Annotated in this window: 23 protein-coding genes; 8 read left to right on the top strand and 15 right to left on the bottom strand. The window is 67.6% G+C overall.

What is annotated here, in order from left to right; genetic code table 11:
• Positions 1–8 precede the first annotated feature (8 nt).
• From FBY20_RS25675 to FBY20_RS25665, 3 genes are read right to left on the bottom strand one after another with little or no spacing between them, the layout of a single operon-like run.
• The gene (locus FBY20_RS25675) at positions 9–752 is read right to left on the bottom strand and encodes an aspartate/glutamate racemase family protein (RefSeq protein WP_056317591.1); all 744 of its coding nucleotides are present in this window, start codon (positions 750–752) and stop codon (positions 9–11) included.
• Between the two features lie 16 nt (positions 753–768).
• Positions 769–2,220 carry an amidohydrolase family protein gene (locus FBY20_RS25670; protein ID WP_142055370.1) on the bottom strand — a complete coding sequence of 484 codons (1,452 nt, stop codon included), beginning with the start codon at positions 2,218–2,220 and terminating at the stop codon, positions 769–771.
• A 9-nt stretch (positions 2,221–2,229) separates the two neighbouring features.
• Positions 2,230–3,207, bottom strand: coding sequence for a tripartite tricarboxylate transporter substrate binding protein (locus FBY20_RS25665; RefSeq protein ID WP_056317597.1), 978 nt, complete (start codon positions 3,205–3,207; stop codon positions 2,230–2,232).
• A gap of 118 nt (positions 3,208–3,325) precedes the next feature.
• Here FBY20_RS25665 and FBY20_RS25660 point away from each other — a divergent pair, with 118 nt between their 5' ends.
• A complete protein-coding gene (locus tag FBY20_RS25660; RefSeq protein ID WP_142055368.1) occupies positions 3,326–4,282 on the top strand; it encodes a LysR family transcriptional regulator in 957 nt (318 codons plus the stop codon).
• Between the two features lie 22 nt (positions 4,283–4,304).
• Here the strand turns inward: FBY20_RS25660 and FBY20_RS25655 are convergent, their stop codons facing one another.
• Positions 4,305–4,916, bottom strand: a complete 612-nt coding sequence (locus FBY20_RS25655; RefSeq protein ID WP_142055366.1) for a glutathione S-transferase family protein — start codon at positions 4,914–4,916, stop codon at positions 4,305–4,307.
• Positions 4,917–5,067: 151 nt separating this feature from the next.
• Here FBY20_RS25655 and FBY20_RS25650 point away from each other — a divergent pair, with 151 nt between their 5' ends.
• Both FBY20_RS25650 and FBY20_RS25645 read left to right on the top strand, forming a co-directional pair.
• A complete protein-coding gene (locus FBY20_RS25650; RefSeq protein WP_142055364.1) occupies positions 5,068–6,231 on the top strand; it encodes a PQQ-dependent sugar dehydrogenase in 1,164 nt (387 codons plus the stop codon).
• A gap of 5 nt (positions 6,232–6,236) precedes the next feature.
• The gene (locus tag FBY20_RS25645; protein WP_056318730.1) at positions 6,237–6,875 is read left to right on the top strand and encodes a glutathione S-transferase family protein; all 639 of its coding nucleotides are present in this window, start codon (positions 6,237–6,239) and stop codon (positions 6,873–6,875) included.
• A 21-nt stretch (positions 6,876–6,896) separates the two neighbouring features.
• Here FBY20_RS25645 and FBY20_RS25640 read toward each other — a convergent pair whose 3' ends face one another.
• Together FBY20_RS25640 and FBY20_RS25635 are read right to left on the bottom strand one after the other, a co-directional pair.
• Positions 6,897–7,805: a DMT family transporter gene (locus FBY20_RS25640; protein WP_142055362.1), complete on the bottom strand. Its 909-nt coding sequence runs from the start codon at positions 7,803–7,805 to the stop codon at positions 6,897–6,899.
• Between the two features lie 59 nt (positions 7,806–7,864).
• Positions 7,865–8,242: a DUF423 domain-containing protein gene (locus FBY20_RS25635; protein WP_062841117.1), complete on the bottom strand. Its 378-nt coding sequence runs from the start codon at positions 8,240–8,242 to the stop codon at positions 7,865–7,867.
• A gap of 267 nt (positions 8,243–8,509) precedes the next feature.
• Here FBY20_RS25635 and FBY20_RS25630 point away from each other — a divergent pair, with 267 nt between their 5' ends.
• Entirely contained in the window at positions 8,510–8,980 is a 471-nt protein-coding gene (locus tag FBY20_RS25630; protein WP_056318733.1) for an antitoxin Xre/MbcA/ParS toxin-binding domain-containing protein, read from the top strand.
• On the top strand, positions 8,977–9,489 hold the full coding sequence (locus FBY20_RS25625; RefSeq protein WP_142055359.1) for an RES family NAD+ phosphorylase: 513 nt from the start codon (positions 8,977–8,979) through the stop codon (positions 9,487–9,489). The genes FBY20_RS25630 and FBY20_RS25625 overlap by 4 nt, the downstream gene beginning before the upstream one ends.
• Positions 9,490–9,548: 59 nt before the next feature.
• On the opposite strand, the gene FBY20_RS25620 is transcribed toward FBY20_RS25625, so the two are convergent.
• Together FBY20_RS25620 and FBY20_RS25615 are read right to left on the bottom strand one after the other, a co-directional pair.
• Positions 9,549–10,610: an alcohol dehydrogenase gene (locus tag FBY20_RS25620; protein WP_062841116.1), complete on the bottom strand. Its 1,062-nt coding sequence runs from the start codon at positions 10,608–10,610 to the stop codon at positions 9,549–9,551.
• Positions 10,611–10,623: 13 nt separating this feature from the next.
• Entirely contained in the window at positions 10,624–11,832 is a 1,209-nt protein-coding gene (locus tag FBY20_RS25615) for an ABC transporter substrate-binding protein (RefSeq protein ID WP_142055357.1), read from the bottom strand.
• Positions 11,833–12,054: 222 nt separating this feature from the next.
• Here FBY20_RS25615 and FBY20_RS25610 point away from each other — a divergent pair, with 222 nt between their 5' ends.
• Complete coding sequence (locus tag FBY20_RS25610) at positions 12,055–12,795, top strand: IclR family transcriptional regulator (RefSeq protein WP_062841114.1); 741 nt, start codon at positions 12,055–12,057, stop codon at positions 12,793–12,795.
• A 28-nt stretch (positions 12,796–12,823) separates the two neighbouring features.
• Here FBY20_RS25610 and rocF read toward each other — a convergent pair whose 3' ends face one another.
• A complete protein-coding gene (gene rocF, locus FBY20_RS25605) occupies positions 12,824–13,762 on the bottom strand; it encodes an arginase (protein WP_142055354.1) in 939 nt (312 codons plus the stop codon).
• Between the two features lie 51 nt (positions 13,763–13,813).
• On the bottom strand, positions 13,814–15,049 hold the full coding sequence (rocD, locus tag FBY20_RS25600; protein WP_217472106.1) for an ornithine--oxo-acid transaminase: 1,236 nt from the start codon (positions 15,047–15,049) through the stop codon (positions 13,814–13,816).
• A 163-nt stretch (positions 15,050–15,212) separates the two neighbouring features.
• Between rocD and FBY20_RS25595 the strand changes: the two genes are divergently transcribed.
• Together FBY20_RS25595 and FBY20_RS25590 are read left to right on the top strand one after the other, a co-directional pair.
• Positions 15,213–16,034, top strand: coding sequence for a MetQ/NlpA family ABC transporter substrate-binding protein (locus tag FBY20_RS25595; protein ID WP_142056234.1), 822 nt, complete (start codon positions 15,213–15,215; stop codon positions 16,032–16,034).
• 12 nt (positions 16,035–16,046) lie between these two features.
• The gene (locus tag FBY20_RS25590; RefSeq protein ID WP_056317626.1) at positions 16,047–16,502 is read left to right on the top strand and encodes an Lrp/AsnC family transcriptional regulator; all 456 of its coding nucleotides are present in this window, start codon (positions 16,047–16,049) and stop codon (positions 16,500–16,502) included.
• 15 nt (positions 16,503–16,517) lie between these two features.
• Here the strand turns inward: FBY20_RS25590 and FBY20_RS25585 are convergent, their stop codons facing one another.
• The 5 genes from FBY20_RS25585 to FBY20_RS25565 all read right to left on the bottom strand — a co-directional run bounded on the left by FBY20_RS25585 (position 16,518) and on the right by FBY20_RS25565 (position 22,943).
• Complete coding sequence (locus FBY20_RS25585) at positions 16,518–17,687, bottom strand: metallophosphoesterase (RefSeq protein WP_142055352.1); 1,170 nt, start codon at positions 17,685–17,687, stop codon at positions 16,518–16,520.
• Positions 17,688–17,788: 101 nt separating this feature from the next.
• Positions 17,789–19,009: an alpha-hydroxy acid oxidase gene (locus FBY20_RS25580; RefSeq protein ID WP_142055350.1), complete on the bottom strand. Its 1,221-nt coding sequence runs from the start codon at positions 19,007–19,009 to the stop codon at positions 17,789–17,791.
• Between the two features lie 107 nt (positions 19,010–19,116).
• The gene (gene asd / locus FBY20_RS25575; RefSeq protein ID WP_142055348.1) at positions 19,117–19,986 is read right to left on the bottom strand and encodes an archaetidylserine decarboxylase; all 870 of its coding nucleotides are present in this window, start codon (positions 19,984–19,986) and stop codon (positions 19,117–19,119) included.
• 134 nt (positions 19,987–20,120) lie between these two features.
• Positions 20,121–21,752, bottom strand: a complete 1,632-nt coding sequence (locus tag FBY20_RS25570; RefSeq protein WP_142055346.1) for an ATP-binding cassette domain-containing protein — start codon at positions 21,750–21,752, stop codon at positions 20,121–20,123.
• Positions 21,753–22,073: 321 nt separating this feature from the next.
• Positions 22,074–22,943, bottom strand: coding sequence for a CoA ester lyase (locus FBY20_RS25565; protein WP_142055344.1), 870 nt, complete (start codon positions 22,941–22,943; stop codon positions 22,074–22,076).

The raw sequence follows: 22,943 nt of genomic DNA, 5'->3' as shown, positions 1-22,943 counted from the left end.
TGCTGCCTTTACGCCGCGATCCGTTCCGCGGGCTGGTCGGCCTGGTAGTGCGCGATGGCGGCGCGGGCCAGGGCGTCGATGGAGTCTGTGAGGGTCACGCCCAGGCTGGGGCGCAGGGCGTGCGGCACGGCCAGGGGCAGTTCCGTGCAGCCCAGGACGACGGCGTCGGCGCCGCGCGCCTTCAAACGGGCGATGCATTCGGCGGCGGGGGCGAAGGCGTCTTCGAGCTGGTTGCCCTTGACCGCGCGGATCGAGCCCATGCAGAAGCGTTCGACTTCGTCGTCGTCAGGCACGATGCACTCGTACCCCTGGGCTTCGAGGTGCCGCTGGTACAGGCCAAGCTTTAGCGTGGCGGCGGTGCCCATCAGGCCGATGCGGCCGCGGGGCAGGCCCAGACGGCGCAGGTCTTCGATGACCGCCTCGATGATGTGCAGCACCGGCACGCTGGTGGACGCGGCGATCTCGTCGAACCACAGGTGGGCGGTGTTGCACGGGATGGCGATGAGCCGGGCGCCGGCCTGTTCCAGGAAGCGCACGCCGTCGACCATGTGGGGCAGCGGATTTTCGCCGCCGGCCATGTAGGCGCTGGACCGGTCGGGAATGCGCGGATCGTTGCGCAGCAGGGTGGGAATGTGTTGCTGGTCAACCGTGGCGGGCGTCAGCGCCGCCAGGCGGAGGGCAAAGGCCGCGCCGGCCATGGGCCCCATTCCGCCCAATACACCCAGGTAGCAGCCCTGGGAAAACGTCTTCACTTTATGTACTCCGTGCTCATGCTTGACCGGGCGACAGCACCTGGCCCGGGCGTTCGGCGCCGGTCCGTTCCCCGTCCCAGACCTGCTTGCCGTTGACCCACACGGCGTGGATGCCCCGGCTTGCCTGAATGGGCGCTGAAAAAGTGGCCACGTCGGTAACGGTGGCGGGATCGAACAGCACCAGGTCAGCATGATACCCCTCTCGCAGCAGGCCGCGCCCGGCCACGCCGTATTGGTGGGCAGCCAACCCCGTCATCTTGTGGATGGCCGATTCCAGGGACAACAGGTTCTGCTCGCGCACCATCGTGCGCAGGACGTTGGTGAAGGTACCCCATTGGCGGGGGTGCGGATGGGGATCGAAGGGCAGCCCGTCCGAGCCGACCATGGTCAGCGGATGGGCAAAGATGCGGTTGACGTCGGCGGGATCCATCAGGAAGTAGATGGCGCCGGCCGGGGCCAGGCGGGCCACGGTGCCCTCGTCGTCCAGGCCCAGTTCGGCCATCACTTCGCTGAAGTCGCGGCCCGTCGCTTCGGGGTACCCCTTGGACCAGGTGATCATCGTCCGGCTGGCAAGCCGCGCGCGATCGAGCCGCAGCATGGTGGAGGTGGCGGGGTAGGGGTGGCAGTCCAGGCAGACGGGCTGCGAGGCCGCGGCGCGGCTGATGAGGTCCAGCGTTTCGCGGGTGCGCCCGTGGTTGCGTTCGCCGGCCAGCTTGTGGTGCGAAAACACGACGCGGCAATCGATTTCGCGACCGATGTGCAGCGCCTCTTCGATGGCCGGCACGATGTGATCGGCCTCGTCGCGCAGATGGGTGGCATAGATGCCGGCGCGGCCGCGCAGCGGCTGGCACACGTCGACGATCTCGTCCGTGGGCGCGGCGCTGGCCGGCGGATAGAAGGTGCCGGTGGACACACCGAAGGCGCCGGCGTCCAGCGCCTCCTGCATGAGTTCGCGCATGGCGGCGCGTTCCGCGCCATTGGCCGCGCGCGACGTGTCGTCCATGACGGCGACGCGCAAGGTGGTGTGGCCCACCAGCGGAATCACGTTGACCGCGGCGGGCGTGTCGCGCAGCGCGTCCATCCAGGACCGGAAGGTGCCAAAGCGAAAGAGCGACGGCGGGCCCAGCAGGTCCAGCGGCTGCGGGATCTGCGTGCGCGCCAGGGGCGCCAGGCTGATCCCGCAGTTGCCGGTGACGACTGTCGTGATGCCTTGCGACACCTTGGGCAGCATGTCGGGATGCGCCAGCAGATACCCGTCGTCGTGGGTGTGCGAGTCGATGAAGCCCGGCGCCAGGACCAGGCCCCGGCCATCGATGACCGGCGCGCCGTCGGGATGAGCAAAGCTGCCCACCGCCTCGATGCGCCCGCCGCGCACGGCCAGGTCGCCGGCGGTGGCGGGCCCGCCCGATCCGTCGATGAGCGTGGCGCCCGCGACGATGAAGTCAGCCTGCAAGGTGTCTGCCGTCATGAAGAATGCTCAGTCGAGTTTTTCGATGCCGGCGTTGTCGATGATCTGCTGCCACTTGGCGGTTTCGCGATCGATCAGCTGCTTGAACTCGGCGGGCGAACCGGATGCCGGCTCGGCGCCCAGCGTGGCCAGGCCCTGGCGCACTTCCGGCGCCTGCAGCGCCTTCTGGATGGCGGCGTTCAGTGTCGCGACCACGTCATCGGGCGTGCCCTTGGGGGCCACGACGCCACCCCAGGCGACCGTCTCGTAACCCTTCAGGCCGGATTCGTCCAGCGTCGGCACGTCGGGCATCAGCGACAGGCGCTTCAGGCTGCTGACGCCGATGGCGCGGACTTTGCCGCTCTTGACGAGCGGTGCGGCTTCCGAGGTGTTGACGAACAGGTAGTCCAGGCGGCCGCCAAGCAGATCCTGGATGGCGGCGGGGCCGCCGTTATAGGGGATGAACATCACGTCCAGCTTGGCCATGCTCTTGAACAGCTCGCCGCCCATGTGGCCGGTGGTGCCCACGCCCGAGGCGCCGTACGACAGGCGGCCCGGCTCGTTGCGGGCGCGGTCGATCAGGTCCTGCACGCTCTTGATGGGCGATTCGGCCGGCACGATCAGCGCGTTGTAGAGGTCGAACATGTGCGCGACGGGCGTCAGGTCCTTGTCCACGTCGTACGGCAGGCGCTTGAAGAGCGAGCGGTTGACCGCCAGGGTATTGATGTTGCCGTAGCCGACGGTATAGCCGTCCGGGGCGGCGCGCTTGATGAGCGCGATGCCGATGTTGCCGGCCGCGCCGGGGCGGTTCTCGACGACCATCGTGGCGCCGGTGTCGCGGGCCATCTGGGTCGTGATCAGGCGCGACAGCACGTCAGGCGATCCGCCGGCGGCGGACGGGACCACGAAGGTGATGGGCTTGTCGGGATAGCCGGCGGCCGAGGCGGCGCCGATGAAGGCGACGCTGAGCGCCGCCATGGAAAGACTGCGAAGGAGCGTGCTGCGCATGATGGATTTCCCCTGGTTTTGTTTTGTGGAGCGGGCAGATTACACCTGGGCATGCGGCACTGCGTCATCGAAAAATGTCTCAAACCTATAATCCCCCGTTATCGGAAAAGGGGAAAAAATGGATGCGGATGCGTATGCCGACGAAGTCGGCCCCAGCGCCGGAAGGCCACTGAACCTACGTCAGATCGAGGTGTTCCGGGCGATCATGATGGCCGGGTCGATCAGCGGGGCGGGGCGCATGCTGCATGTGTCGCAGCCGGCGGTGAGCCGGGTGCTGGCGCTGACGGAAAGCCGCCTGGGCTACCGGCTGTTCGAGCGCGTCAAGAGCCGGCTGTCGCCCACCGCCGAAGCCCGGCGCCTGTATGCCGAGGTCGAGCAGGTGTATGGCGGCATTCAGCGGGTGAACGACCTGGCCGCCAGCCTCGGCCAGTCGGGCGCGGGGATGCTGAAGATCGTGGCCAGCGCCAGTTTCGGGCAGCGTCTGATCCCGATGGCGCTGGAGCGGTTTCGCGGCCGCAATGCTGGCGCGCGCGTGGATTACCGCAGCGTGACCTTCGACGAACTGGCGGCGTATTTCCTGTCGGGTCAGGCCGACATCGGCATTTCCATGCAGCCGCCGGATCATCCCAACCTGACGTCCGTGCGGCTGGCGCGCGTGCCGGTGGTTTGCGTGCTGCCGCCCGGGCATCCGCTGGCCAGTCATGAGGTGGTGCAGCCGGAAGACTTTTCGTCGGCGGCGTGGATCGGCTATCCGCGCGACACGCCGTTGGGTCGCGCGCTGCAGCCATTTTTTGGAGACGGCCCGCGCTGCGCGGCGGCGGTCGAGGTGCATTCGCCCGTGACGGCCTGTTCGTTCGTGCAGCAGGGGCTGGGGCCGGCGCTGGTCGACGCGTGGTGCGTCACGCCGGATCAGGCCGCCCACATGGCGCTTCGCCCGATCGAGCCCGAGGCCAGCGTGGAAATCTGGGCGACGCATTCCAACCTGAGCGCGCCGCCCTTGCTGGCGCGGCGCTTCCTGGCCGCCGTGAAAAAGATCCTTGAAAGCGAGACGCTGCCCGGCGCGGCGCCTGTGTAGGCGAGCCGGGCAGCGGCAGCCTTTACAGGCCTTCGGCCTTCAGCGCGGCCTGCACGCCCGCGTCGGCCTGCATGCGTTCAAAGAATGCTTGCAGATGGTTCAGGCCGGACAGGTCGATTTCCTTTCCGTGGGCCCAGCGCAGCACGACGAACAGATACGCGTCCGCCACAGACGGCGCGGCGCCGGCCAGATAGGACTTGCCCGCCAGTTGCGCATCCAGCTGCCCGAACAGCTTGGTCAGAAGCGCCGACGCGGACGCCGCCAATTCCTTTTGCGCGCCTTCGTCCTTCAGGTAGCGCTGCGCGCCGAACAGCAGCGAGAAGGTCTTGTGGACGTCGGAATTGATGAAGCCGACCCAGCGGCGCACTTCGGCGCGCGAACGCGCGGTGCCGTCGCCCAGCAGAGGGATTTCCGGGGCCTGTTCGGCCAGGTGTTCCAGGATGGCGACATTCTGCGTGAGGGTCCAGTCGCCATCGGTCAGCGCGGGCACGGCGCCCAGCGGATTGATCCGCAGAAACTCCGGCTCCTTCAGCGCTTCACGGCTGAGTTTGTGCGTCTCGTACGGCTTGCCGATCCACTCGAGGACGATGTGGGAAGCGAGCGAGCACGCGCCGGGCATGTAGTACAGTTTCATCTGGTCGAGTCTCCTGAGAGCAAGAACGGGAGAGCTCCCGTCCGTGGGCGCTATGGTACGCCAACCGGGTGTGCCAATTGCGAGCGGCCCCCGCGTCTCACTGTCATGCCTTGCGCGCCTGCTTTTCAATCTGTCGCCGCCGGAGATGTCCATGCAGTCACGCACCGCCGCGAGCACGCGCGCAATTCCCCTGATCCTGTCCTTGGCCGTGGCCTTTGCGGCCGCGCCCGCCGTTGCACAAGCCTCGCAGGAACCGCCGTCGGCGCCCGCCCGCGTGACTCCCGTCGTCGGCGGCCTGGATCACCCCTGGTCCATGGCGTTCCTGCCCGATGGCGGCATACTAATCACCGAACGGCCCGGGAACCTGCGGCTGCTGCGCACGCCCGGCGGGCTGTCCAAGCCGCTCTCTGGCGTGCCGCAGGTTGCCGCGCGCGGTCAAGGGGGACTGCTCGACGTGGCGCTGTCGCCTGACTTTGCGACCGACCGCTACGTGTACCTGGCGTATGCGGAGTCGGATGGCGACAAGAGCGGCACGGCCGTGGGCCGCGGGCGGCTGGCCGATGACGCCAGCGGCCTTGAGGGATTCAAGGTGCTGTTCCGCCAGGAACCCAAGCTGTCGTCCGGCCAGCATTTCGGATCGCGCCTGGTGTTCGACGGCAAGGGCTACCTGTATATCGCGCTGGGCGAGAACAATCAGCGCCCGACGGCACAAGACCTGGACAAGCTGCAAGGCAAGGTCGTGCGGCTCAAGACGGATGGCTCCGTGCCGGCGGACAACCCCTTTGTGGGTAAGCCGGGCGCGCGCCCCGAGATCTGGTCGTACGGTCATCGCAATCCGCAGGGCATGGCGCTCAATCCCTGGACCGGCGAACTCTGGGAAAACGAACACGGGCCGCGTGGCGGCGACGAGATCAATGTCGTGAAGCCGGGCAAGAATTACGGCTGGCCGCTGGCCACCTACGGCATCAACTATTCGGGCTTCGCCATTCCGGAAGCCAAGGGCGAAACCCTGCCGGGCATGGAGCCGCCGATCCATTGGTGGCCGAAATCGCCCGCCATCAGCGGCATGGCGTTCTATGACGCGGACCGGTTTCCGGCCTGGCGCAATTCGCTCTTCATCGGCGCGCTGGGCAATCAGAACCTCATCCGCCTGACCGTTGACGGCAATCGCGTGGTCGAGAAGGAACGGCTGCTGGTCGACCGCAAGCGGCGGATCCGGGACGTGCGGCAGGGGCCGGACGGTTATGTTTATGTGCTGACGGACGCCTCGCCTGGCGAATTGCTGCGGGTGGCGCCGGCCGAAACGGGAGGGTGACGGCCATGAAATCCTACGAGCTCATTGGGTCCGCGGGTTGCGGCTCGGCCATTGTCGAGATGGCGCTGGTGCTGGCCAATGTGCCGCACACGCTGACGGATGTGCCTTATCTGAAGCCGGGTCCCGAGCGGGACCGGCTTTTGCATCTGAATCCGCTGGGGCAGGTGCCCACGCTCATCCTGCCCGACGGCGAGGTGATGACCGAAAGCGCGGCGATGATCCTGCACCTGAACGATGTGGCGCCGCAGGCCGGGCTGGCGCCCGCGCCGGACAAGCCGGAGCGGGCGCGATTTCTTAACCTGCTGATGCGGCTGGTGGCGGCGGTGTATCCCACCTTCACCTACGGCGATGAACCCGCGCAATGGACGACGCCGGGCGCGGGGGCCGACCTGCTGCGTGAGCGCGTGCACACGCGCCGCGCCGAGCTGTGGCAGGAGCTTGAACGCCAGGCCGGCGCGCCGCACATGCTGGGGCGGCGCTTTTCGGCATTGGACTTGTACGTGACGGTCATGACGCACTGGCGTCCGGGACCGTCGTGGTTCGGCGCCATGTGCCCGGCGCTGACGGCGGTGGCGCGCGAGGCCGAACAAGAGCCGAACGTCGCAAAGGTGTTGCAGCGGCATTTTCCGCCGCCCACCGAATAGTGCTGGCGGGCAGGGCGGCCGTCAGCGCGCGGCGCGGCGGCGCGACTTGCCCCGCGCCTCGCGAACGGCGATGTACACGCCGCTGCCTGCAATGAAGACGGCGCCCAGGTACGCGTAGGCGTCGGGCGCCTCACGCCAGAAGATCCATCCGAGGATCGTGGCCCAGACGAGGCCCGTGTAGTCAAAGGGGGCGACGACGGACGCCGGTCCGATACGGAATCCCTGCGTGATCAGTGTCAGTCCCAACGTGCTGAACAAGGCCACCGCGCCGAAGTACGGCAGGTCTTCGGCGGCCGGCGCGCGCCAGACCCACGCCAGCCCCAGCGAGCTCCACACCAGTTGGCCCAGCACGATGTAGAAGGTGATGGTCAGCATGCCTTCGGCGCGGTTGATGCCGCGCGCCGTGATCATCATGACCGCGTAGAGCAGGGCGGTGGTCAGCGGCAGCAATGTGGCCGCCTGAAAGGCCTGCGTGCCGGGACGCACCACGATCAGCACGCCCGCAAAACCCGCCAGCACGGCCAGCCAGCGCTTGCCGTCCACGCGTTCCTTCAGGATCAGCACGGAGAGCGCCGTGACGAACAACGGCGCGGCGAACGCGATGGCGGTGGTCTCGGCCAGCGGCAGCGCCTGCAATCCCAGGTAGAAGCAACTGGCCGAGATAACGTTGATGGCGCCGCGCGTCAGGTGCAGTCCGGGATGCATCGTGCGCAGCACGCGGCGGCCGCCCAGCCACAACGCCAGGGCGGTCACGAAAGGCAGCGCGATCAGCGCGCGCATGAAGAGGATCTGCAGCGGGTTGTACGTTGCGCCCAGCCATTTGGCGCTGGCGTCGCTGAGGGTCAGAAAGAAGATGCCGCCCGCTACGCAGGCGATGCCTGCGGCGGCGGAGTGTTCACGGACGGCGGGTAATGCGGCGGTTGTTGACATCAGAGATCTGCAAGAGCGGCGGTTCCTGCCGCCGGGAATGAATCACGGGAAGTATCGGTTCAGGGCTGCGCGCGGTAGGCAGCCCAGGCGACCATGGCCCACGCGGCCAGGAATGCCGTTCCGCCAAACGGCGTGACGGCGCCCAGCCAGCCTTTGCCGGTCAGCGTCAGCACATACAGGCTGCCCGAAAACAGCACGATGCCGACAAACATCACGACGCCTGCCGCCGACAGCAGGGGCGAGCCGAAACGCGCGCCGAGCAGCGCGATGACGAAAAGACCGAGGGCGTGGACCAGGTGGTACATCACCCCGGTCTGCCAGACAGCCAGCATTTCTGGCGTCAGGATGCGTTTGAGGCCATGCGCGCCGAAGGCACCGGCGCCCACCGCCACCATGAGATTGAGCGCCGCGAGTATCGTGAGCTGCCGGTCCGTCATTGCCTGTCCTTGAGAGAAATGCGAGGGGGGAAATTTGCCGCCGCCTATGATAGGCCGAAACAGGGGGCGTGACGGGCGGCGCGCCGCGTCCAACGGGAGCGCCGCCGCCTGGCACTGCGATGCCGGGCTTGTCTCGTGGCGGCGGCCGGCAGCGCCTTGCGCGGGCATTTCCAAATGGGATATTATAAATTCAATTTGGTAATTCAGCCGCTCATGGCGTGGCCGGTCCCCCGGTTTGCCGCCCATGCGCGGCGCCCGGAGCAGACCATGACCATCGCCCTTGCCGATAAATCGCCGACCAAGCGCGGCGCCACCGCCAAGCGTCCGCCGCGCGCCCGCCAGCTGTTCCGCGGCCTGGTCGACAGCCCCCTGACCGACATCGCGCGCGACGTGCATCGCGGCCTGCCTGCGCAGATGGTCGACGATGCGGCTGATTATCTGCAGGTCCCCAAGTCCGAGATCATGGCCATCACGGAGGTCAAGGCGGCGTCGCTGTCGCGGTGGACGCGTGAAGGCCAGGCGCTCCCGCTGGGCGAATCCGACCGGCTTGCCCGCGTCGCCCGCGTGGTGCGCGTTGCGCGCCAGGTGCTGGGCAGCGACGAGGAAGCGGTGCTGTGGCTGAACACGCCCGTGCCCGCGCTGGGCAACGTCAAGCCGCTGTCGCTTCTGACCTCGGACGCCAGCAGCCGCATCGTCGAAGACACGCTTGCCCGTGCCGCAGCGGGCGTCTACGCATGACGGACTACGTTTCGCTCTGGCGCATCGGCACCACGGCGGGCAAATACCGGGCGGACGACCTGAGCGGCGCGGGCGCAGCCGCCGTGGGCGGACGCTACAACAGCCCGGGCACGCCCGTCGTGTATGCCTCGGCCAGCGTCGCGCTGTCGGTGCTGGAAACGGTGGTGCACTTTGCCGCGCGCGCGTCCCAGCAGGCGAACCGCTACCTGATCGAACTGGCCGTGCCCGCTGCCGTCTTCGAAGCGCGCCAGTCGCTGTCGCTGGCGCAGCTTCAGGACGACTATCCGTTCTGGGATGCGGTGCCTTTCGCGGAGGCCTCGCAGGCCGTGGGCGATAACTGGGTGGCGTCTGGCGTGTCGGCGCTGCTGGAACTGCCCAGCGCCATCGTCCCGTATCGCGGCGTGCCGGACTGCAATTTTCTCGTCAACCCGGCGCATCCGGATGCCGAGCACATCGTGGTGGTGCGGCGCGAACGCTTCATCTACGATCCGCGCCTGAAGCCCGCATAGCTTTCAACAGACGACGCGCCCGATACCGGGCGCGCCGCGCGGGAATCACTGCGGGTGCTTCAATCGACGGTCAGCACGGCGCGACCCACGACCTTGCCTTCGCGCAGCGAGGCCAGCACGCTGTCCGCCTCGGCCAGCGCATGGCGGTGGACTGGCATGGGCGGCACCTTGCCCGCCCGCACCAGTTCCATCAGTTCCTTCAGTTCGGTCAGGTTGCCCACGTAGCTGCCGATGATCGACAGCGCCTTCATCGGAATCAGCGCGATCGGCCACGTCGAGCCGCCGCCGAACAGGCCCACGATGATGAGCTTGCCGCCCTTGGTCAGGAAGTCGAACGCGAGCGAGGTGGTGGCGGGTGCGCCGACCAGGTCGATCGCGGCCTGCACCGGCTTGCCGCCCGCGGCCTTCATGATCTGCTGCGCGGCGTCTGGCGCGGCGCCGTCAATGGCCGCCAGCGCGCCCGCGTCCAGCGCCGCCTGCCGCTTGGCCGGGTCGATATCGACGACGATGGCGCCCGCGCCGCCCAGTGCCTTGATGAGGGTCAGGCTCATCAGGCCCAGTCCGCCCGCGCCGAAAATCACCACGGGATGTTCGCGGTAGACGTCCGCGCCGATCTTTTTCAATGCGGAATACGTTGTCAGGCCCGAGCAGGCGTACGGCGCGATCTGCGCGGGATCGAGGCCGCCGATGTCGATGAGGTAGCGGGGATGCGGCACCACGATGTGGTCGGCGTATCCGCCGGCGCGATGCACACCCAGGCAGGCCGGCGCGGTGCAGTGGTTTTCCATGCCGGCCGCGCACGAGGCGCACTTGCCGCAACCGATCCACGGATAGACGAGGTAGTTGCGGTCGGTGGCAAGCCCTTGCGCGTCGGGCCCGGCCGCCACGACGGCGCCGACCGTTTCGTGGCCCATCGTCAGCGGCAGCGACACGCCGCGGTCCTTGAGCGACAGGGTGCGTCCCTGGCCGAGGTCGTAGCCGCCTTCCCACAGGTGGATATCGCTGTGGCATACGCCGGCCGCGCGCACCTTTAGCAGCACCTGCGTACCCTGCGGGGTGGGCGTGGGCTGATCCATTTCCTGCAAGGGCTCGCGGAAATTGACGACGCAATAGCACTTCATGGTTGTCTCCTTTCTATTTCTTGACCAGGGGGCATTCGCTGTCGGCGAGCGACACGAAGACCTTTTCGCCGGGCACCGTGGACAGGATGCGGTAGTAGTCGTTCGGGTATTTGGACTCGGCGGGCTTTTTCACCTCGACCAGATACAGGTCCATGATGACGCGACCGTCTTCGGGGCGCACCCGGGCATTCTTTATCAATTTGGTCGTGATGGGCAATTCCCGCATCTTCTGGTTGACCGCCGCGCCGTCGAAGCTGCCCGCAGCCTGCGCGGCCTGCAGATAGTGGGTGGTAGCCACGTAGCTCAGGGCTTGGACGATGGACGGCGCGCGGGTGACGCCCATCTTCTTCTGCCAGCGCTGCGTCCACGCGCGGGTGTCCTCGTCCGCGTCCCAGTAGAAGCCGGTGGGAAAGGTGAGGCCCTGCGCGACCGGCAGGCCCATCGCTTGGACGTCGTTGATGAACGTCAGGAACGTCAGCATGCGCTGCTTGCCGCCCGCCAGCCCGAACTCCTGCGCCTGCTTGATGAGGTTGACCAGGTCGCCGCCGGCGCTGGCCAGGCCCACGACGTCGGCCTTGGACGACTGGGCCTGGACCAGGAACGAGGCAAAGTCCATGGCGCCCAGCGGGTGGCGCGTGCTGCCCACGACCTTGCCGCCGGCGCGCTCGACAAAGCGCGAGGCATTGCTTTCCAGCGATTTGCCGAACACGTAGTCGGTGGTGATGAAATACCAGCTCTTGCCGCCGCCCTCGACCACGCTCTTGACCACGGCGTTGGCCAGCGCGTAGGTGTCCGGCGCCCATTGCGTGCTGAGGTTGCTGCATTGCTTGCCGCTGAAATCGCCGGCAAAGCCGCCGCTGATGAGCGCGGTGCCGCCTTTTTCCCGGGCGACGCCCTGGGCCGCGAGCCCGGCCGAGCTGGCGCCGCCGTCAACCACCGCGACCAGGTTCTGAGTGTCGAACCACCGGCGCACCAGGGCGGAGGCCACGTCGGCCTTGTTCTGGTTGTCCGCGCCGACCACCTCGACGGTCTTGCCGGCGACCTTGCCGCCGAAGTCTTCCACGGCCATGCGCACGGCTGTCTCGGACCCGAGCCCGCCCAGGTCGGAATAGATGCCGGAACGATCGTTGGATACGCCCAGCCGCACGACGTCGGACTGGGCCTGGGCCGCGCAGGCGGCCAAAGTGGCGGCCAAGGCCGCCAACACGGGTTTGATACGCATCTGTCTGTCTCCCAACCCTGGAATGGGCCGTTTTATTGATCTGTCGGATGACGCGGTAACTCGGGAAGGCGGCGCCGGTGCTCCAGTCGGCTGAAATTTATTTCATATTGGTGAATGTAAATTCCTGTGCAAGAATTTAGGTACCTGTCCATGAAAAGTCAACACGGTGGAACACCCTAGTCCGCGTGGACAGAATCCGTTGCCGCGAAGGAGGGAGACGCCGTGGAAGTCAAGCTGGTTGCCCGCACGCTGGAGCTGCTGGAGCTGTTTGCGCAGACCCGGCGTCCCATGCCGCTCACCGAACTGGCGCAGGGCCTGGGCGCGCCGATGTCCAGCTGTCTGGCCCTTGTGCGCACGCTGGTGGCCCGTGGCTATCTGTACGAGGTCCGGCGCCGCGCCGGGTATTACCCGACGGCCAAGCTGCACGGCCTGGCCGCGCAGATCCTCACGGGCGATCCGTGGCTGGACCTGGTGCGTCCGCGTCTTGCCGCGCTGCGCGACGCCGCGAACGAGACCGTGATGCTGGGCAAGATCCAGGACGGCGCCGTCGTGTTCCTCGACGTCGTGGAATCCACCCAGCCGGTGCACTATGCCGCGCGTGCGGGCGAGCGGCGGCCGCTGCACACCAGCTCGGTCGCCAAGGCCATTCTGGCGCGCTTGCCCGCCGCCGAGCGCGAGCAGGTGCTGGCCGCGGCGCAATACACCCGCTACACGGACCACACGCTGACCACGCGCGAAACCCTGCTGGCCGACGTCGAGCGCGCGGCCGCGCAAGGCTGGGCGTCGAACGTGGGCGAGAGCGTCGTCGACCTGACCGGTCTGGCGGTGGCGCTGGATCTTGGGGGCGAATGGTATGCGCTATGCGTGGCGGGTCCCACGCCGCGCGTGTGGGCGCAGCGCGAGGAAAACCTGCTGCATCTGCGCGAGGCGGCAGAGGCCATCCGCCGCGACCGCGAGGGGTAGCGCGCCGGTCCAGCGCGCTCGCGGCCCTTCAGGGCCCCCGGCGCACCAGCGTGGATTTGCCGAACAGGCTTTCGATAAGGTCCACCGCCAGCTCGGCCGTCCGGTTGCGCACGTCGAGCGCGGGATTCAGTTCCACCACGTCCAGCGAACGCATGAGACCGGTGTCGGCAATCATCTCCATGCAAAGCTGCGCTTCGCGATAGGTGGGGCCGCCCATTACCGTGGTGCCCACGCCCGGCGCGATCTCGGGGTCCAGAAAGTCGACGTCGAAGCTCACGTGCAGATGCGTATCGGCGTCCAGGCCGGCCAATGCGGCCTGCATGGTGGCGCGCATGCCCATCTCGTCCAGGTAGCGCATGTCGAAGACCTCGAGGCCGGCCTCGTGCAGCAGGCGCTTTTCGCCCGGGTCGACGCTGCGGATGCCGATCTGGCGCACGCAGGACGGCTCGATGTCCGGGCATTCGCCGGACATGCCGATCAGCGGCGCCGGCCCGTTGCCGCACAGGCAGGCCACGGGCATGCCATGCAGGTTGCCGGTGGGCGTGAGGGCATGGGTGTTGAAGTCGGCGTGGGCGTCCAGCCACAGCACGCGCAGTTTTTTGCCCGCGGCGCGGCAATGGCGCGCGACGGCGCTGACCGAACCGATTCCCAGGCTGTGGTCGCCACCCAGCAGCACCGGCAGGCGGCCCGCCGCCAGTTCCTCGTGGACCGCATCGTGCACGGCGCGGTTCCACGCCGTCACTTCCTCCAGATGCCGGTATCCGTCCACGGGCGGCAGCCAGGGGTTGGCGGGTCCGTACAGGTTGCCGCGGTCGCGGACCTGAAAACCCAGCGCTTCGATGACCGGGCCCAGGTCCGCGACGCGCAGCGCTTCCGGGCCCATCGAGGCGCCGCGGGCGCCGGCGCCGATGTCGGTCGGCGCGCCGATCAGGGTGACGTCGGTGGGCAGGGTGGGGGTGTTCGTCAATTCGCGTGCTCCGTGTTGCGGTTCAAGACTTGCCGTGCGCGGGCGTGAACGTCAGGCGGCCGACAGCACCGCCGCCAGTTGATCGCACGCCCAGTCCACCTCGTCGCGCGTGACGATGAGCGGCGGCGACAGGCGCAGGGTATGGCCGTGGGTGTCCTTGACCAGCAAGCCCCGCGCCTGCAAGCGTTCGCACCACAGTCGGGCGCCGCCCGCGTCCGGCTCCAGTTCGACGGCCAGCATCAGGCCGCGTCCGCGGACCTCGCGCACCGGACCGGGCAGGGCGCGCAGGCGCTCCAGGAAGTGGGCGCCAACCACGGCCGCGTTCTCGATCATGCCTTCCTCGGTCAGCACCCGCAACGCGGCGCGCGCGATGGCGCACGCCAGCGGATTGCCGCCGAAGGTGCTGCCGTGCTGCCCGGGCTGGAACACGCCAAGCACGTCCGCGTTGGACAGCACGGCGGATACGGGATAGAAGCCGCCCGACAGCGCCTTGCCGATGAGGGTGACGTCGGCCTCGATGCCTTCGTGTTCCTCGGCCAGCAATTTGCCCGTGCGCCCCAGACCGGTTTGGATCTCGTCCAGGATCAACGTGATGCCGCGCTCCGTGCAGCGCTGGCGCACGCGGCTGAAATAACCCGGTGGCGGCAGGACGACGCCGGCTTCGCCCTGGATCGGCTCGACCAGGAAAGCGACGGTGCGGTCGCTGATGGCGGCGTCAAAGGCCTCAAAATCGCCGAACGGCACGACCTTGAACCCGGGCGCGAACGGACCGTAATGGCCGTAGGCGTCGGGATCGGTTGAAAACCCCACGATGCCCAGCGTGCGCCCATGGAAATTGTTGGCGCACACGATGATCTCGGCCTGGCCCTCGGGCACGCCTCGCACCTCGTAGCCCCACTTGCGCACCGCCTTGATGGCGGTTTCGACGGCCTCGGCGCCGCTGTTCATCGGCAGGATCTTGTGGGCGCCCGTCAGGCGCGCCAGGTCTTCGTAAAAGCCCGCCATCTGGTCATGGCGGAACGCGCGCGAGGTCAGCGTGAGCTTTTGCGCCTGCTCGGTCATGGCGGCCAGGATGCGCGGGTGGCAGTGGCCCTGGTTGACGGCGGAGTACGCGGCCAGGCAGTCCATATATCGGCGGCCGTCGACGTCATGGACCCAGACGCCGCTGCCGCGCGCCAGCACGACATCCAGCGGATGGTAGTTGTGCGCGCCCAACTGGTCTTCGATGCGGTCGCGGCGGCTGGCCGCTGACTGCGCGCTGGGCTGGGGGGTCATCACGGCACTCATGAACGTCTCCCAAGGGCGTACTCAGGCCATCTTAGCGCCGCCAGGGCGGCTTGGCATTGCCATTGCGTGACAAAGGCCTTTCCGGGGCCTGGGGCGCCAGGTGCTGCACAATAGCGCCTGTGCCGGACCGTCGTCCGGCGTTCCGAATCTGTGGATGGCTGACATGCTTGTGGACCAATTGCTTAAGAAATTGACGCGGGGGGGCGCGGTGGCGGCGCTGGGATTTGCTGTGATTGCGCCCGCAGCCGCGCAGGAACAGCCTCTGCGCATCGGCGTCATCGCCAGCGTGGCCAACGAAGCCACCGAATTGGCCATTGTCCAGGCAAAGCAGCAGGGTCTGGACGTCAAGCTGGTGGAGTTCAACGACTGGGTGCTGCCCAACATCGCGGTGGCCGATGGTTCGGTGGACGCCAACTTCTTTCAGCATGCGCCGTTTCTTGAACTCTTCAACCAGCGGCGCGGCGCCAACCTGCAACCCATTGCGTATGGCTATTCCACGACCATCGGGCTCTTTTCCAAGAAGCTGAAAAAGGGCGATCCGGTGCCCGAGGGCGCCACGATCGCAGTGCCCAACGACCCGGTCAACACCGGCCGCGCCTTGCTGTTGCTGCAGTCGATGGGGCTCATCACGCTCAAGCCGGGTGTGGCGCATCAGGCCAGCCTGGAGGACGTGGTGGCCAATCCGAAGAAGCTCAAGTTCGTGCAGATCGAAGGTTCGCAGTCGGCCCGCACGTTCGACGATGTGACCGCGTCGGTCACCTACACGACCTTCGCCAAGCAGGCGGGCCTGAACGAAAAGGACGGCCTGGCCTTTGACAATACCGACCCGGACAGCATCCGGCGCTACGCCATCCGCTGGGTGGCCAAGCCCGAAAAAGCGCAGGATCCGCGCCTTTTGAAGTTCATTGCCATTTATCAGAACTCGCCCGAAGTGAAGGCCACGCTCAAGCGTCTTTACGGCGACCTCATTTCCTTCCCCTGGTAAGGGGGCATTCCCATGTCTGACCTCGATGACCGCGACCGGAAACTCTTGACGCTGTTGGCCGACGACGCCACGCCCAGCTATGCGGAGCTGGGCAAGCTGCTCAACCTGTCGGCGCCCGCCGTGCACGAGCGGGTCAAGCGGCTCAAGCGCGATGGCCTCATCAAGGGCATTGCCGCCAAGCTCGATGGCGCGAAGATGGGCCGGCCGCTGCTGGCCTTCGTGCATGTGGACACGATCAACTGGACCATTACCCAACAGGTGCTGGGTCTGGCCGAACTGAACGAAGTCGAAGAGATCCACACCATCACGGGCAAGAGCGCCATGCTGCTGAAGGTAAGGGTGCGCGACACCCAGGCGCTGGAACTGCTGCTGGCCCGCATCCATCAGATCGAAGGCATCAGCAACACCACCAGCGACATCGCGCTGACCAGTTATCTGGAACGCGGGCCGCTGCCCGAGGCGGCCTGAGCCACCGCCCTGCGGTCAGCGCGACGAAGCGGTGCGCAGCCGCAGCCGCGTGATCTCAGACGGCGCCCACAGGCGCTTTGGCGGCCCCCAGTAACCGGTGCCGCGGCTCGTGTAGACCCACATCTTTCCCAGCCGGTGCAGCCCGGCGGTGAAGGGCTGCTGGAACCGCACGAAGAATCCCCACGGAAAGAACTGCCCGCCATGGGTATGGCCGGAGAGCTGCAGCGTGTAGCCCGCCGGCTCGGCCGCGGGCGCGCTGCGCGGCTGGTGCGCAAGCAGGATCCGGACCGCAGCGTCGGCGGGCGCGCCAGCCAGCGCCGCCCTTGGATTGCTGCGCTGATGCGGATCGTAGGCCCCGGCGCTGTAATCCGTGACGCCCGCCACCACCACGGGCAGGCCCGACGGATGGATCACGGCGTGTTCGTTCAGCAGGACGCGCAGGCCGAGGCGGCGGAATTCCGCAATCCACGGGGTCGCGCCCGAATAGTATTCATGGTTGCCGGTGACCAGGTACACGCCGAAAGGCGCGCGCAGTTCGCCCAGGGGCCGGGACTGGTCGGCAAGCTGTTCGACGCTGCCGTCGACCACGTCGCCCGTGATGGCGATCATGTCGGGCAACTGCTCGTTGACCGCGTCGACGATGGCCTGGACATAGCGGCGCTTGATGGTGGGACCGACGTGGATGTCGCTGATCTGCACGATGGTGAAGCCGTCAAGGTCCTGCGGCAGGCCGGCGATGGGCACGTCCACATCGACCACGCGTGCGCGCCGCCGCGCGTTGTAAAAGCCCGTCAGCGTGCCGGCCAGCGCAAGCACGATGACCGTCCAAGCGCTGGCGCGCCGCAGTTCGGTCCAGGGCATGCTGGCGCCCGCCGCAAGGTTGCCCAGCCACACGATCAGTAGAAGCGCGTCGCGCAACACCGCCAGCACGAACAGCGACGAGAACAGCCCCATTGCCAAAAGGCCGACCCAGGCGATGCGGTCCCCCCATGGCGGATTGACGGACGAACGCGCCAGCATGCCCATCGGGATCAGCACGCACGACAGCACCAGGAAAAGAATGGCGGCGGCGTCGCCTTCGCGGCCAAGCAGCAGATCGGGAATCAGGCGGGCGCCGACGTACACATGGGCGAGGGCGCCCAGGGTCAGGAACCGCAGGAAGAATGAGGATTGGCGCAGGGACACGGCGGCGGACAGACGCGCCGCGGAAGGACGCGCAGAAAACTAGGGAACCGCCATTCTATGCCCCGCCGGCGCGTGGCGCGTTGCACCGCGCGCCGGTCTGGTCAGGCCGGCAGCTCGCCTTCCCGGCAGATGAGGCTGGCGTCCATCTCATCAAGCCGGTTGATGCCCAGCATCGCCATGTTGCGGTCGACCTCGGCGCGCAGCAATCCGATGGCGTGCGCGACGCCCGCCTGTCCGCCCACCGCCGCGGCGTAGTTGAACGGGCGGCCGACGAACACGCAGCGCGCGCCTAGCGCCAGCGCCTTGAGCACATCCGTGCCGCGCCGCACGCCGCTGTCCATCATCACCGTCATCGCGCCTGCTTGCGCCACCACGCCCGGCAGCGCGCGCAGCGGCGAGATCGCGCCATCAAGCTGGCGCGCGCCGTGGTTGGACACGATGATGCCGTCCACGCCGTGCTGGCGGGCCAGCGCCGCATCGCGTGGATGCAGGATGCCCTTGATGATGAGCGTGCCCGGCCATTGCCTGCGGATGCGCGCGACATGCTCCCAGCTGAGGTGGTCGCGCGCCGTGAAGTCGCGCAGCACCGACGCCGAGACGATGGGTGCGCCGCGCGTGGCAAAGGAATTTTCAAAGTGCGGCATGCCGTGCGCCAGCAGCGTGCGCAGGAACGTGCCGGCCAGCCAGCGCGGGCGCGCCAGGCCGTCCAGCGCGAGGCGCAGGCTGGGCTTGAGCGGCGTGGAAAACCCCGTGCGCACGTTGTTCTCGCGGTTGGCGGACACGGGGATGTCGACGGTCAGCACCAGCGTCTCGAAGCCCGCGCGCCGCGCGCGTTCGATCAGCGCATCGATCTTGGCGGGATCGCCGGGCAGATAGGCCTGGAACCAGGTGCCGGGCGCTTCTTCAATGACGGCTTCAAGCGGGATCAGCGACGTGCCGCTCAGGATTGCGGGGACGTTCTGCTCGCGCGCCGCGCGGGCCAGCACGATGTCGCCCCGGTAGGCCGACAGCGCGCTGATGCCCATGGGCGCGATGCCAAAGGGCGACGCGTAGGTGCGGCCGAACAGTTCGGTCTGCTGCGTGCGGCGCGAGACATCGACCAGGACGCGCGGGGTGAACGCGTACTGGGCGAACGCGTCGCGGTTGCCTTTGAGGGATTGGTTGTCTTCGGCCGCGCCAGCGATGTAGCCGAAGATGGGTCGCGGCAGGCGGCGGCGCGCCGCAGTCTCGAAATCGTCCAGGGAAAGCATTCGCCCCAGTGCGCGGGACAGCGGACGGGCAGTGGCGCGAGGCGCGGCGGCGGGCAGGGCGGTTGTGGTCATGGCGGGCCGGTAAAAGCCCGTAATCTAACAACGCCCGTTTGCGGCTGAAAGCGAATAAAACAAAAGCAGCTTGTTCGCTCTAGGCGAAAAAGCGGCATCGGGGTGATTTACACCTGGACGGGCAGCGCCAGCAGTTCGCCCATGCGTACCGGACCCAGCACGGAGGGCGTATCGGCCCAACGGATCTTGTCCGGCCCGAACAGCACGATGGCCGTGGAGCCCAGCTTGAAGCGGCCCATCTCGGCGCCTTTCTCAAGATGGATGGGCGCGCGGGCGGCCGCGTCGTAGCGCACGGACTTGATGCGGCGCTTGTGCGGGGTGACCAGACCCGCCCACACGGTTTCGATGGACGCCACGATCATCGCGCCCACCAGCACGACCGCCATGGGACCGTGTTCGGTGTCGAAGATGCACACCACGCGCTCGTTTCGCGCGAACAGGCGCGGCACGTTGCGGGCGGTCAGCGGATTGACGGAAAACAGACGGCCCGGCACATGGATCATTTCGCGCAGCGTGCCGGCGACGGGCATGTGGACGCGGTGATAGTCCTTGGGCGACAGGTAGATGGTGGCGAACTGTCCGCCCTGAAAGGGCGCGGCGCGCTCGGTGTCGCCGCCCAGCAGGTCGGCAAGCCCGTAGCTGTGGCCCTTGGCCTGGAAAATGCGGCCCTGTTCGATGGCGCCCATCTGGCTGATGGCGCCGTCGGCCGGGCACACCACCGCGCCCGGCTCTTCGTCCAGCGGCCGCGCGCCGTCTTTCAGCGCACGCGTGAAGAAGTCATTGAAGCAGTCGTAGGCCAACGGGTCTTCTTGCAAGGCCTCGCTCATGTTCACGCCGTACTTGCGGACGAAACGCGAGATCATCCAGTTCTTCACCGCGGGTTCGCGGCAGTCCGATGCGTATCCGAAGAAGCGCGACACCAGGTGGTGCGGCGCGAGATACTGGCTGGCAAGAAAAAGTTGGTCTTTGATAGGCATCTAGGGCGCTAAAAAACGCGTCCCGCATGCAGCGGGACGTGGTTGAAGGTGCCGCGCGGGCCAGGTTGAAGCTGGAGTCCGGCAATTCGGCGCGATTGTAACGCGGTTGGCCGGGCGCGGCGCGCAAAAAGCGCTCAGGCGGCCTTGGCGGCCAGCTTGGTCTTGTAGAGCCAGTCCTTGTAGTCGTCCAGGTCGCCATCGAACGGGTTGACCTTGCCGTCGGCCACGATGATGAACTGGTCGGTGGTGGCGCGCAGCAGGTGGCGGTCGTGCGAGACGAGCACCAGCGTGCCTTCGAACTGCGCCAGCGCGTCGGTCAGGGCCTCGCGGGTTTCCAGGTCCAGGTGGTTGGTGGGTTCGTCCAGCAACAGCAGGTTGGGGCGTTGCCACACGATGAGCGCGAGCGCCAGGCGCGCTTTTTCGCCGCCGGAGAAGGGGGCGATGGAACTGGTGGCCATCGTGCCGTTGAAGTTGAAGCTGCCCAGGAAGTTGCGCAGTTCCTGTTCGCGCACGGTGGGTGCGATCTTGGTCATGTGCCACAGCGGCGATTCATCGTGGCGCAGCATCTCGACCTGGTGCTGGGCGAAGTAGCCGATGGACAGCCCCTTGTTGAACTGCGTTTCGCCGGCGAGCGACTCGATTTCGCCGGCAATGGTCTTGATGAACGTCGACTTGCCCGCGCCGTTGATGCCCAAGAGACCAATGCGCTGGCCCGCCTGCAACGAAAAGTTGATGCCCGACACGATGATCTTGTCGGACACGGCTTCGGTGGCTTCGTCCTCAATGCGATAGCCCGCGCTGACCTTGTCCATCGTCAGCAGCGGATTGGGGGCGCGCAGCGGCTCGCGGAACTCGAACGAGAATTCGGCGGCGGCGCGCAGCGGCGCCACTTCTTCCATGCGCGCCAGGGCCTTGATCCGGCTCTGCGCCTGCCGCGCCTTGCTGGCCTGCGCCTTGAAGCGGTCGATGAACGATTGCAGGTGCGCGCGCTGGCGCATCTGCTTTTCCACCATGCCTTGCGCCAGTTCAAGCTGCGCGGCGCGCTGGCGCTCGAACGACGAGTAATGGCCGGAGTAGCGCTTGAGCTTGCGTTCGTCGATGTGGACGATCACGTTCACCACGCCGTCCAGGAAGTCCCGGTCGTGCGAGATGACGATGAGCGTGCCCGGATAGCGCTTGAGCCAGTCTTCCAGCCAGATGATCGCGTCCAGATCCAAGTGGTTGGTGGGCTCGTCGAGCAGCAGCAGGTCGGACGGACACATCAGCGCCTGCGCGAGGTTCAGGCGCATGCGCCAGCCGCCTGAAAAACTCGTGAGCGGCAGGTGCATCTGCGCCTGCGTGAAGCCCAGGCCGGTCAGCAACTGCTCGGCGCGCGAATGCACCGTGTAGGCATCGGCGTCGGCCAGCGCGGCATAGATCTCGCCCATGCGCAGACCGTTCTCCGCGCTTTCCGGCTCGGCTTCCAGCGCGGCCAGTTCCGCTTCCAGCTTGCGCAGCGTGGTGTCGCCGTCAATGGCGTATTCGATGGCGGGCCGATCCAGCGCGGGCGTCTCCTGCGCGACGTGCGCCACACGCCACGACGCGGGATAGTCCAGGTCGCCCTGGTCGGCGTGCAGCGTGCCGCGCAACAGGCCGAACAGGCTCGACTTGCCCGCGCCGTTGGCGCCGATGAGGCCGATTTTGTCGCCGGGGTTCAGAAGCAGGTCGACCTTGTCGAGCAACGGCTTGACGCCGCGCATGAGTGAAACTTGTTGGAAGCGGATCATGACTACGAAACGGGATGGCGCGACGGGCGCGCGGCAAGGCGCCGGCCAGCGGCGCGGTGCAAAGGGCGGAAAGCGGGGCGGGCGGGCGCGCGCAACATGCGCGCCGGCGCGAAGAATGAACGGAATGGAAGCAACCCAACTCCGAACGCGAGGGGGGATTGTACCCGGGCGGGCAGCTCTGGGCGGGGAGCTCCGGGCGGGAAGCTTCGGGCGGGAAGCTTCGGGCGGGAAGCTCTGGGCGGGTAGCTCTGGGCGGGTAGCTCTGGGCGGGTAGCTCCGGGCGGGCAGCCTCGGACGGGCGCCTCCCGCCGCGTCTTGCCCTTAAGCCGCGCCGATCGCCTGCGCCAGTGCCAGCACGCGCTCGGCCTCTTGCGCGTGCAGGTTCTCGACCAATGCGCCGTTCACGACCGCGACGCCCTTGCCCTCGGCCTGCGCCGCAGTCCATGCCTCGAGGCGCCGGCGTGCGGTGTCCAGTTCCTCGGGCGTCGGCGCGAAGGCGGCGTTCGCGGCGGCGATTTGACGCGGATGGATCAGCGTCTTGCCGTCAAAGCCTTGATCGCGGCCTTGCCGGCATGCGTCTTGCAGCCCGGCGTCGTCGTTCAGGTCCAGGTGCACGCCGTCCAGCACGGCCAGGCCGTGCGCGCGGGCGGCCATGACGGCAAGCGAGCGCGCCAGCAGCGTCTCGTCGCGCGAAGGCGTGTGACGCGCGTGCAGGTCCTTGACCAGATCCGATGTGCCGACGACGATGGCGGCCAGCCGTGCGTGGCCGCCCGCGATGGCGTCCAGCCGCAGAAAGCCAAGCGGCGTTTCGGCCATGGCCCACAGCGGCAGGCCGGCGGGCGCGCCGGCCGCGTCCAGCGCCTGCGCCAGCGCCGCCAACTGGGCCGGACTCTCGACCTTGGGCAGCAGCACGGCATGGGCGCCGGCCTGCGCGATGGCGCGCACGTCGTCCAGGCCCCAGGGCGTATCCAGTGCGTTGACGCGCACGATGCATTCGCGCCGGCCGTAGCCGCCTTCCCGGAGCGCGGCGGCAACCTGTGTCCGGGCCTGCTCCTTGGCATCGGGCGCCACCGCGTCTTCCAGGTCCAGGATCAGCGCGTCCGCATCGAGCGTGCGCGCCTTGTCGAGCGCGCGCGCGTTGGCGCCGGGCATGTAGAGAACGGAACGGCGGGGGCGGAGCGGGGCGGTCAT

It is taken from the genome of Achromobacter sp. SLBN-14 (assembly GCF_006715415.1).
Taxonomy (GTDB): Bacteria; Pseudomonadota; Gammaproteobacteria; order Burkholderiales; family Burkholderiaceae_B; genus Achromobacter; species Achromobacter mucicolens.
The sequence above is the reverse complement of the archived record's forward strand: the minus strand, read 5'-3'. Positions and strand labels throughout refer to the sequence as shown.

What these genes read in the sequence shown, in the direction of transcription:
- FBY20_RS25630 (WP_056318733.1), top strand. Translation starts at nt 8,510, where the DNA reads ATGACCATCGCCCTTGCCGATAAATCGCCGACCAAGCGCGGCGCCACC.
- FBY20_RS25620 (WP_062841116.1), bottom strand. Translation starts at nt 10,610, where the DNA reads ATGAAGTGCTATTGCGTCGTCAATTTCCGCGAGCCCTTGCAGGAAATG.
- asd (WP_142055348.1), bottom strand. Translation starts at nt 19,986, where the DNA reads ATGCCTATCAAAGACCAACTTTTTCTTGCCAGCCAGTATCTCGCGCCG.
- FBY20_RS25570 (WP_142055346.1), bottom strand. Translation starts at nt 21,752, where the DNA reads ATGATCCGCTTCCAACAAGTTTCACTCATGCGCGGCGTCAAGCCGTTG.
- FBY20_RS25625 (WP_142055359.1), top strand. Translation starts at nt 8,977, where the DNA reads ATGACGGACTACGTTTCGCTCTGGCGCATCGGCACCACGGCGGGCAAA.
- FBY20_RS25660 (WP_142055368.1), top strand. Translation starts at nt 3,326, where the DNA reads ATGGATGCGGATGCGTATGCCGACGAAGTCGGCCCCAGCGCCGGAAGG.
- FBY20_RS25665 (WP_056317597.1), bottom strand. Translation starts at nt 3,207, where the DNA reads ATGCGCAGCACGCTCCTTCGCAGTCTTTCCATGGCGGCGCTCAGCGTC.
- FBY20_RS25640 (WP_142055362.1), bottom strand. Translation starts at nt 7,805, where the DNA reads ATGTCAACAACCGCCGCATTACCCGCCGTCCGTGAACACTCCGCCGCC.
- FBY20_RS25670 (WP_142055370.1), bottom strand. Translation starts at nt 2,220, where the DNA reads ATGACGGCAGACACCTTGCAGGCTGACTTCATCGTCGCGGGCGCCACG.
- FBY20_RS25645 (WP_056318730.1), top strand. Translation starts at nt 6,237, where the DNA reads ATGAAATCCTACGAGCTCATTGGGTCCGCGGGTTGCGGCTCGGCCATT.
- FBY20_RS25615 (WP_142055357.1), bottom strand. Translation starts at nt 11,832, where the DNA reads ATGCGTATCAAACCCGTGTTGGCGGCCTTGGCCGCCACTTTGGCCGCC.
- rocD (WP_217472106.1), bottom strand. Translation starts at nt 15,049, where the DNA reads ATGAGTGCCGTGATGACCCCCCAGCCCAGCGCGCAGTCAGCGGCCAGC.
- FBY20_RS25635 (WP_062841117.1), bottom strand. Translation starts at nt 8,242, where the DNA reads ATGACGGACCGGCAGCTCACGATACTCGCGGCGCTCAATCTCATGGTG.
- FBY20_RS25590 (WP_056317626.1), top strand. Translation starts at nt 16,047, where the DNA reads ATGTCTGACCTCGATGACCGCGACCGGAAACTCTTGACGCTGTTGGCC.
- FBY20_RS25580 (WP_142055350.1), bottom strand. Translation starts at nt 19,009, where the DNA reads ATGACCACAACCGCCCTGCCCGCCGCCGCGCCTCGCGCCACTGCCCGT.
- FBY20_RS25565 (WP_142055344.1), bottom strand. Translation starts at nt 22,943, where the DNA reads ATGACCGCCCCGCTCCGCCCCCGCCGTTCCGTTCTCTACATGCCCGGC.
- FBY20_RS25655 (WP_142055366.1), bottom strand. Translation starts at nt 4,916, where the DNA reads ATGAAACTGTACTACATGCCCGGCGCGTGCTCGCTCGCTTCCCACATC.
- FBY20_RS25650 (WP_142055364.1), top strand. Translation starts at nt 5,068, where the DNA reads ATGCAGTCACGCACCGCCGCGAGCACGCGCGCAATTCCCCTGATCCTG.
- FBY20_RS25595 (WP_142056234.1), top strand. Translation starts at nt 15,213, where the DNA reads ATGCTTGTGGACCAATTGCTTAAGAAATTGACGCGGGGGGGCGCGGTG.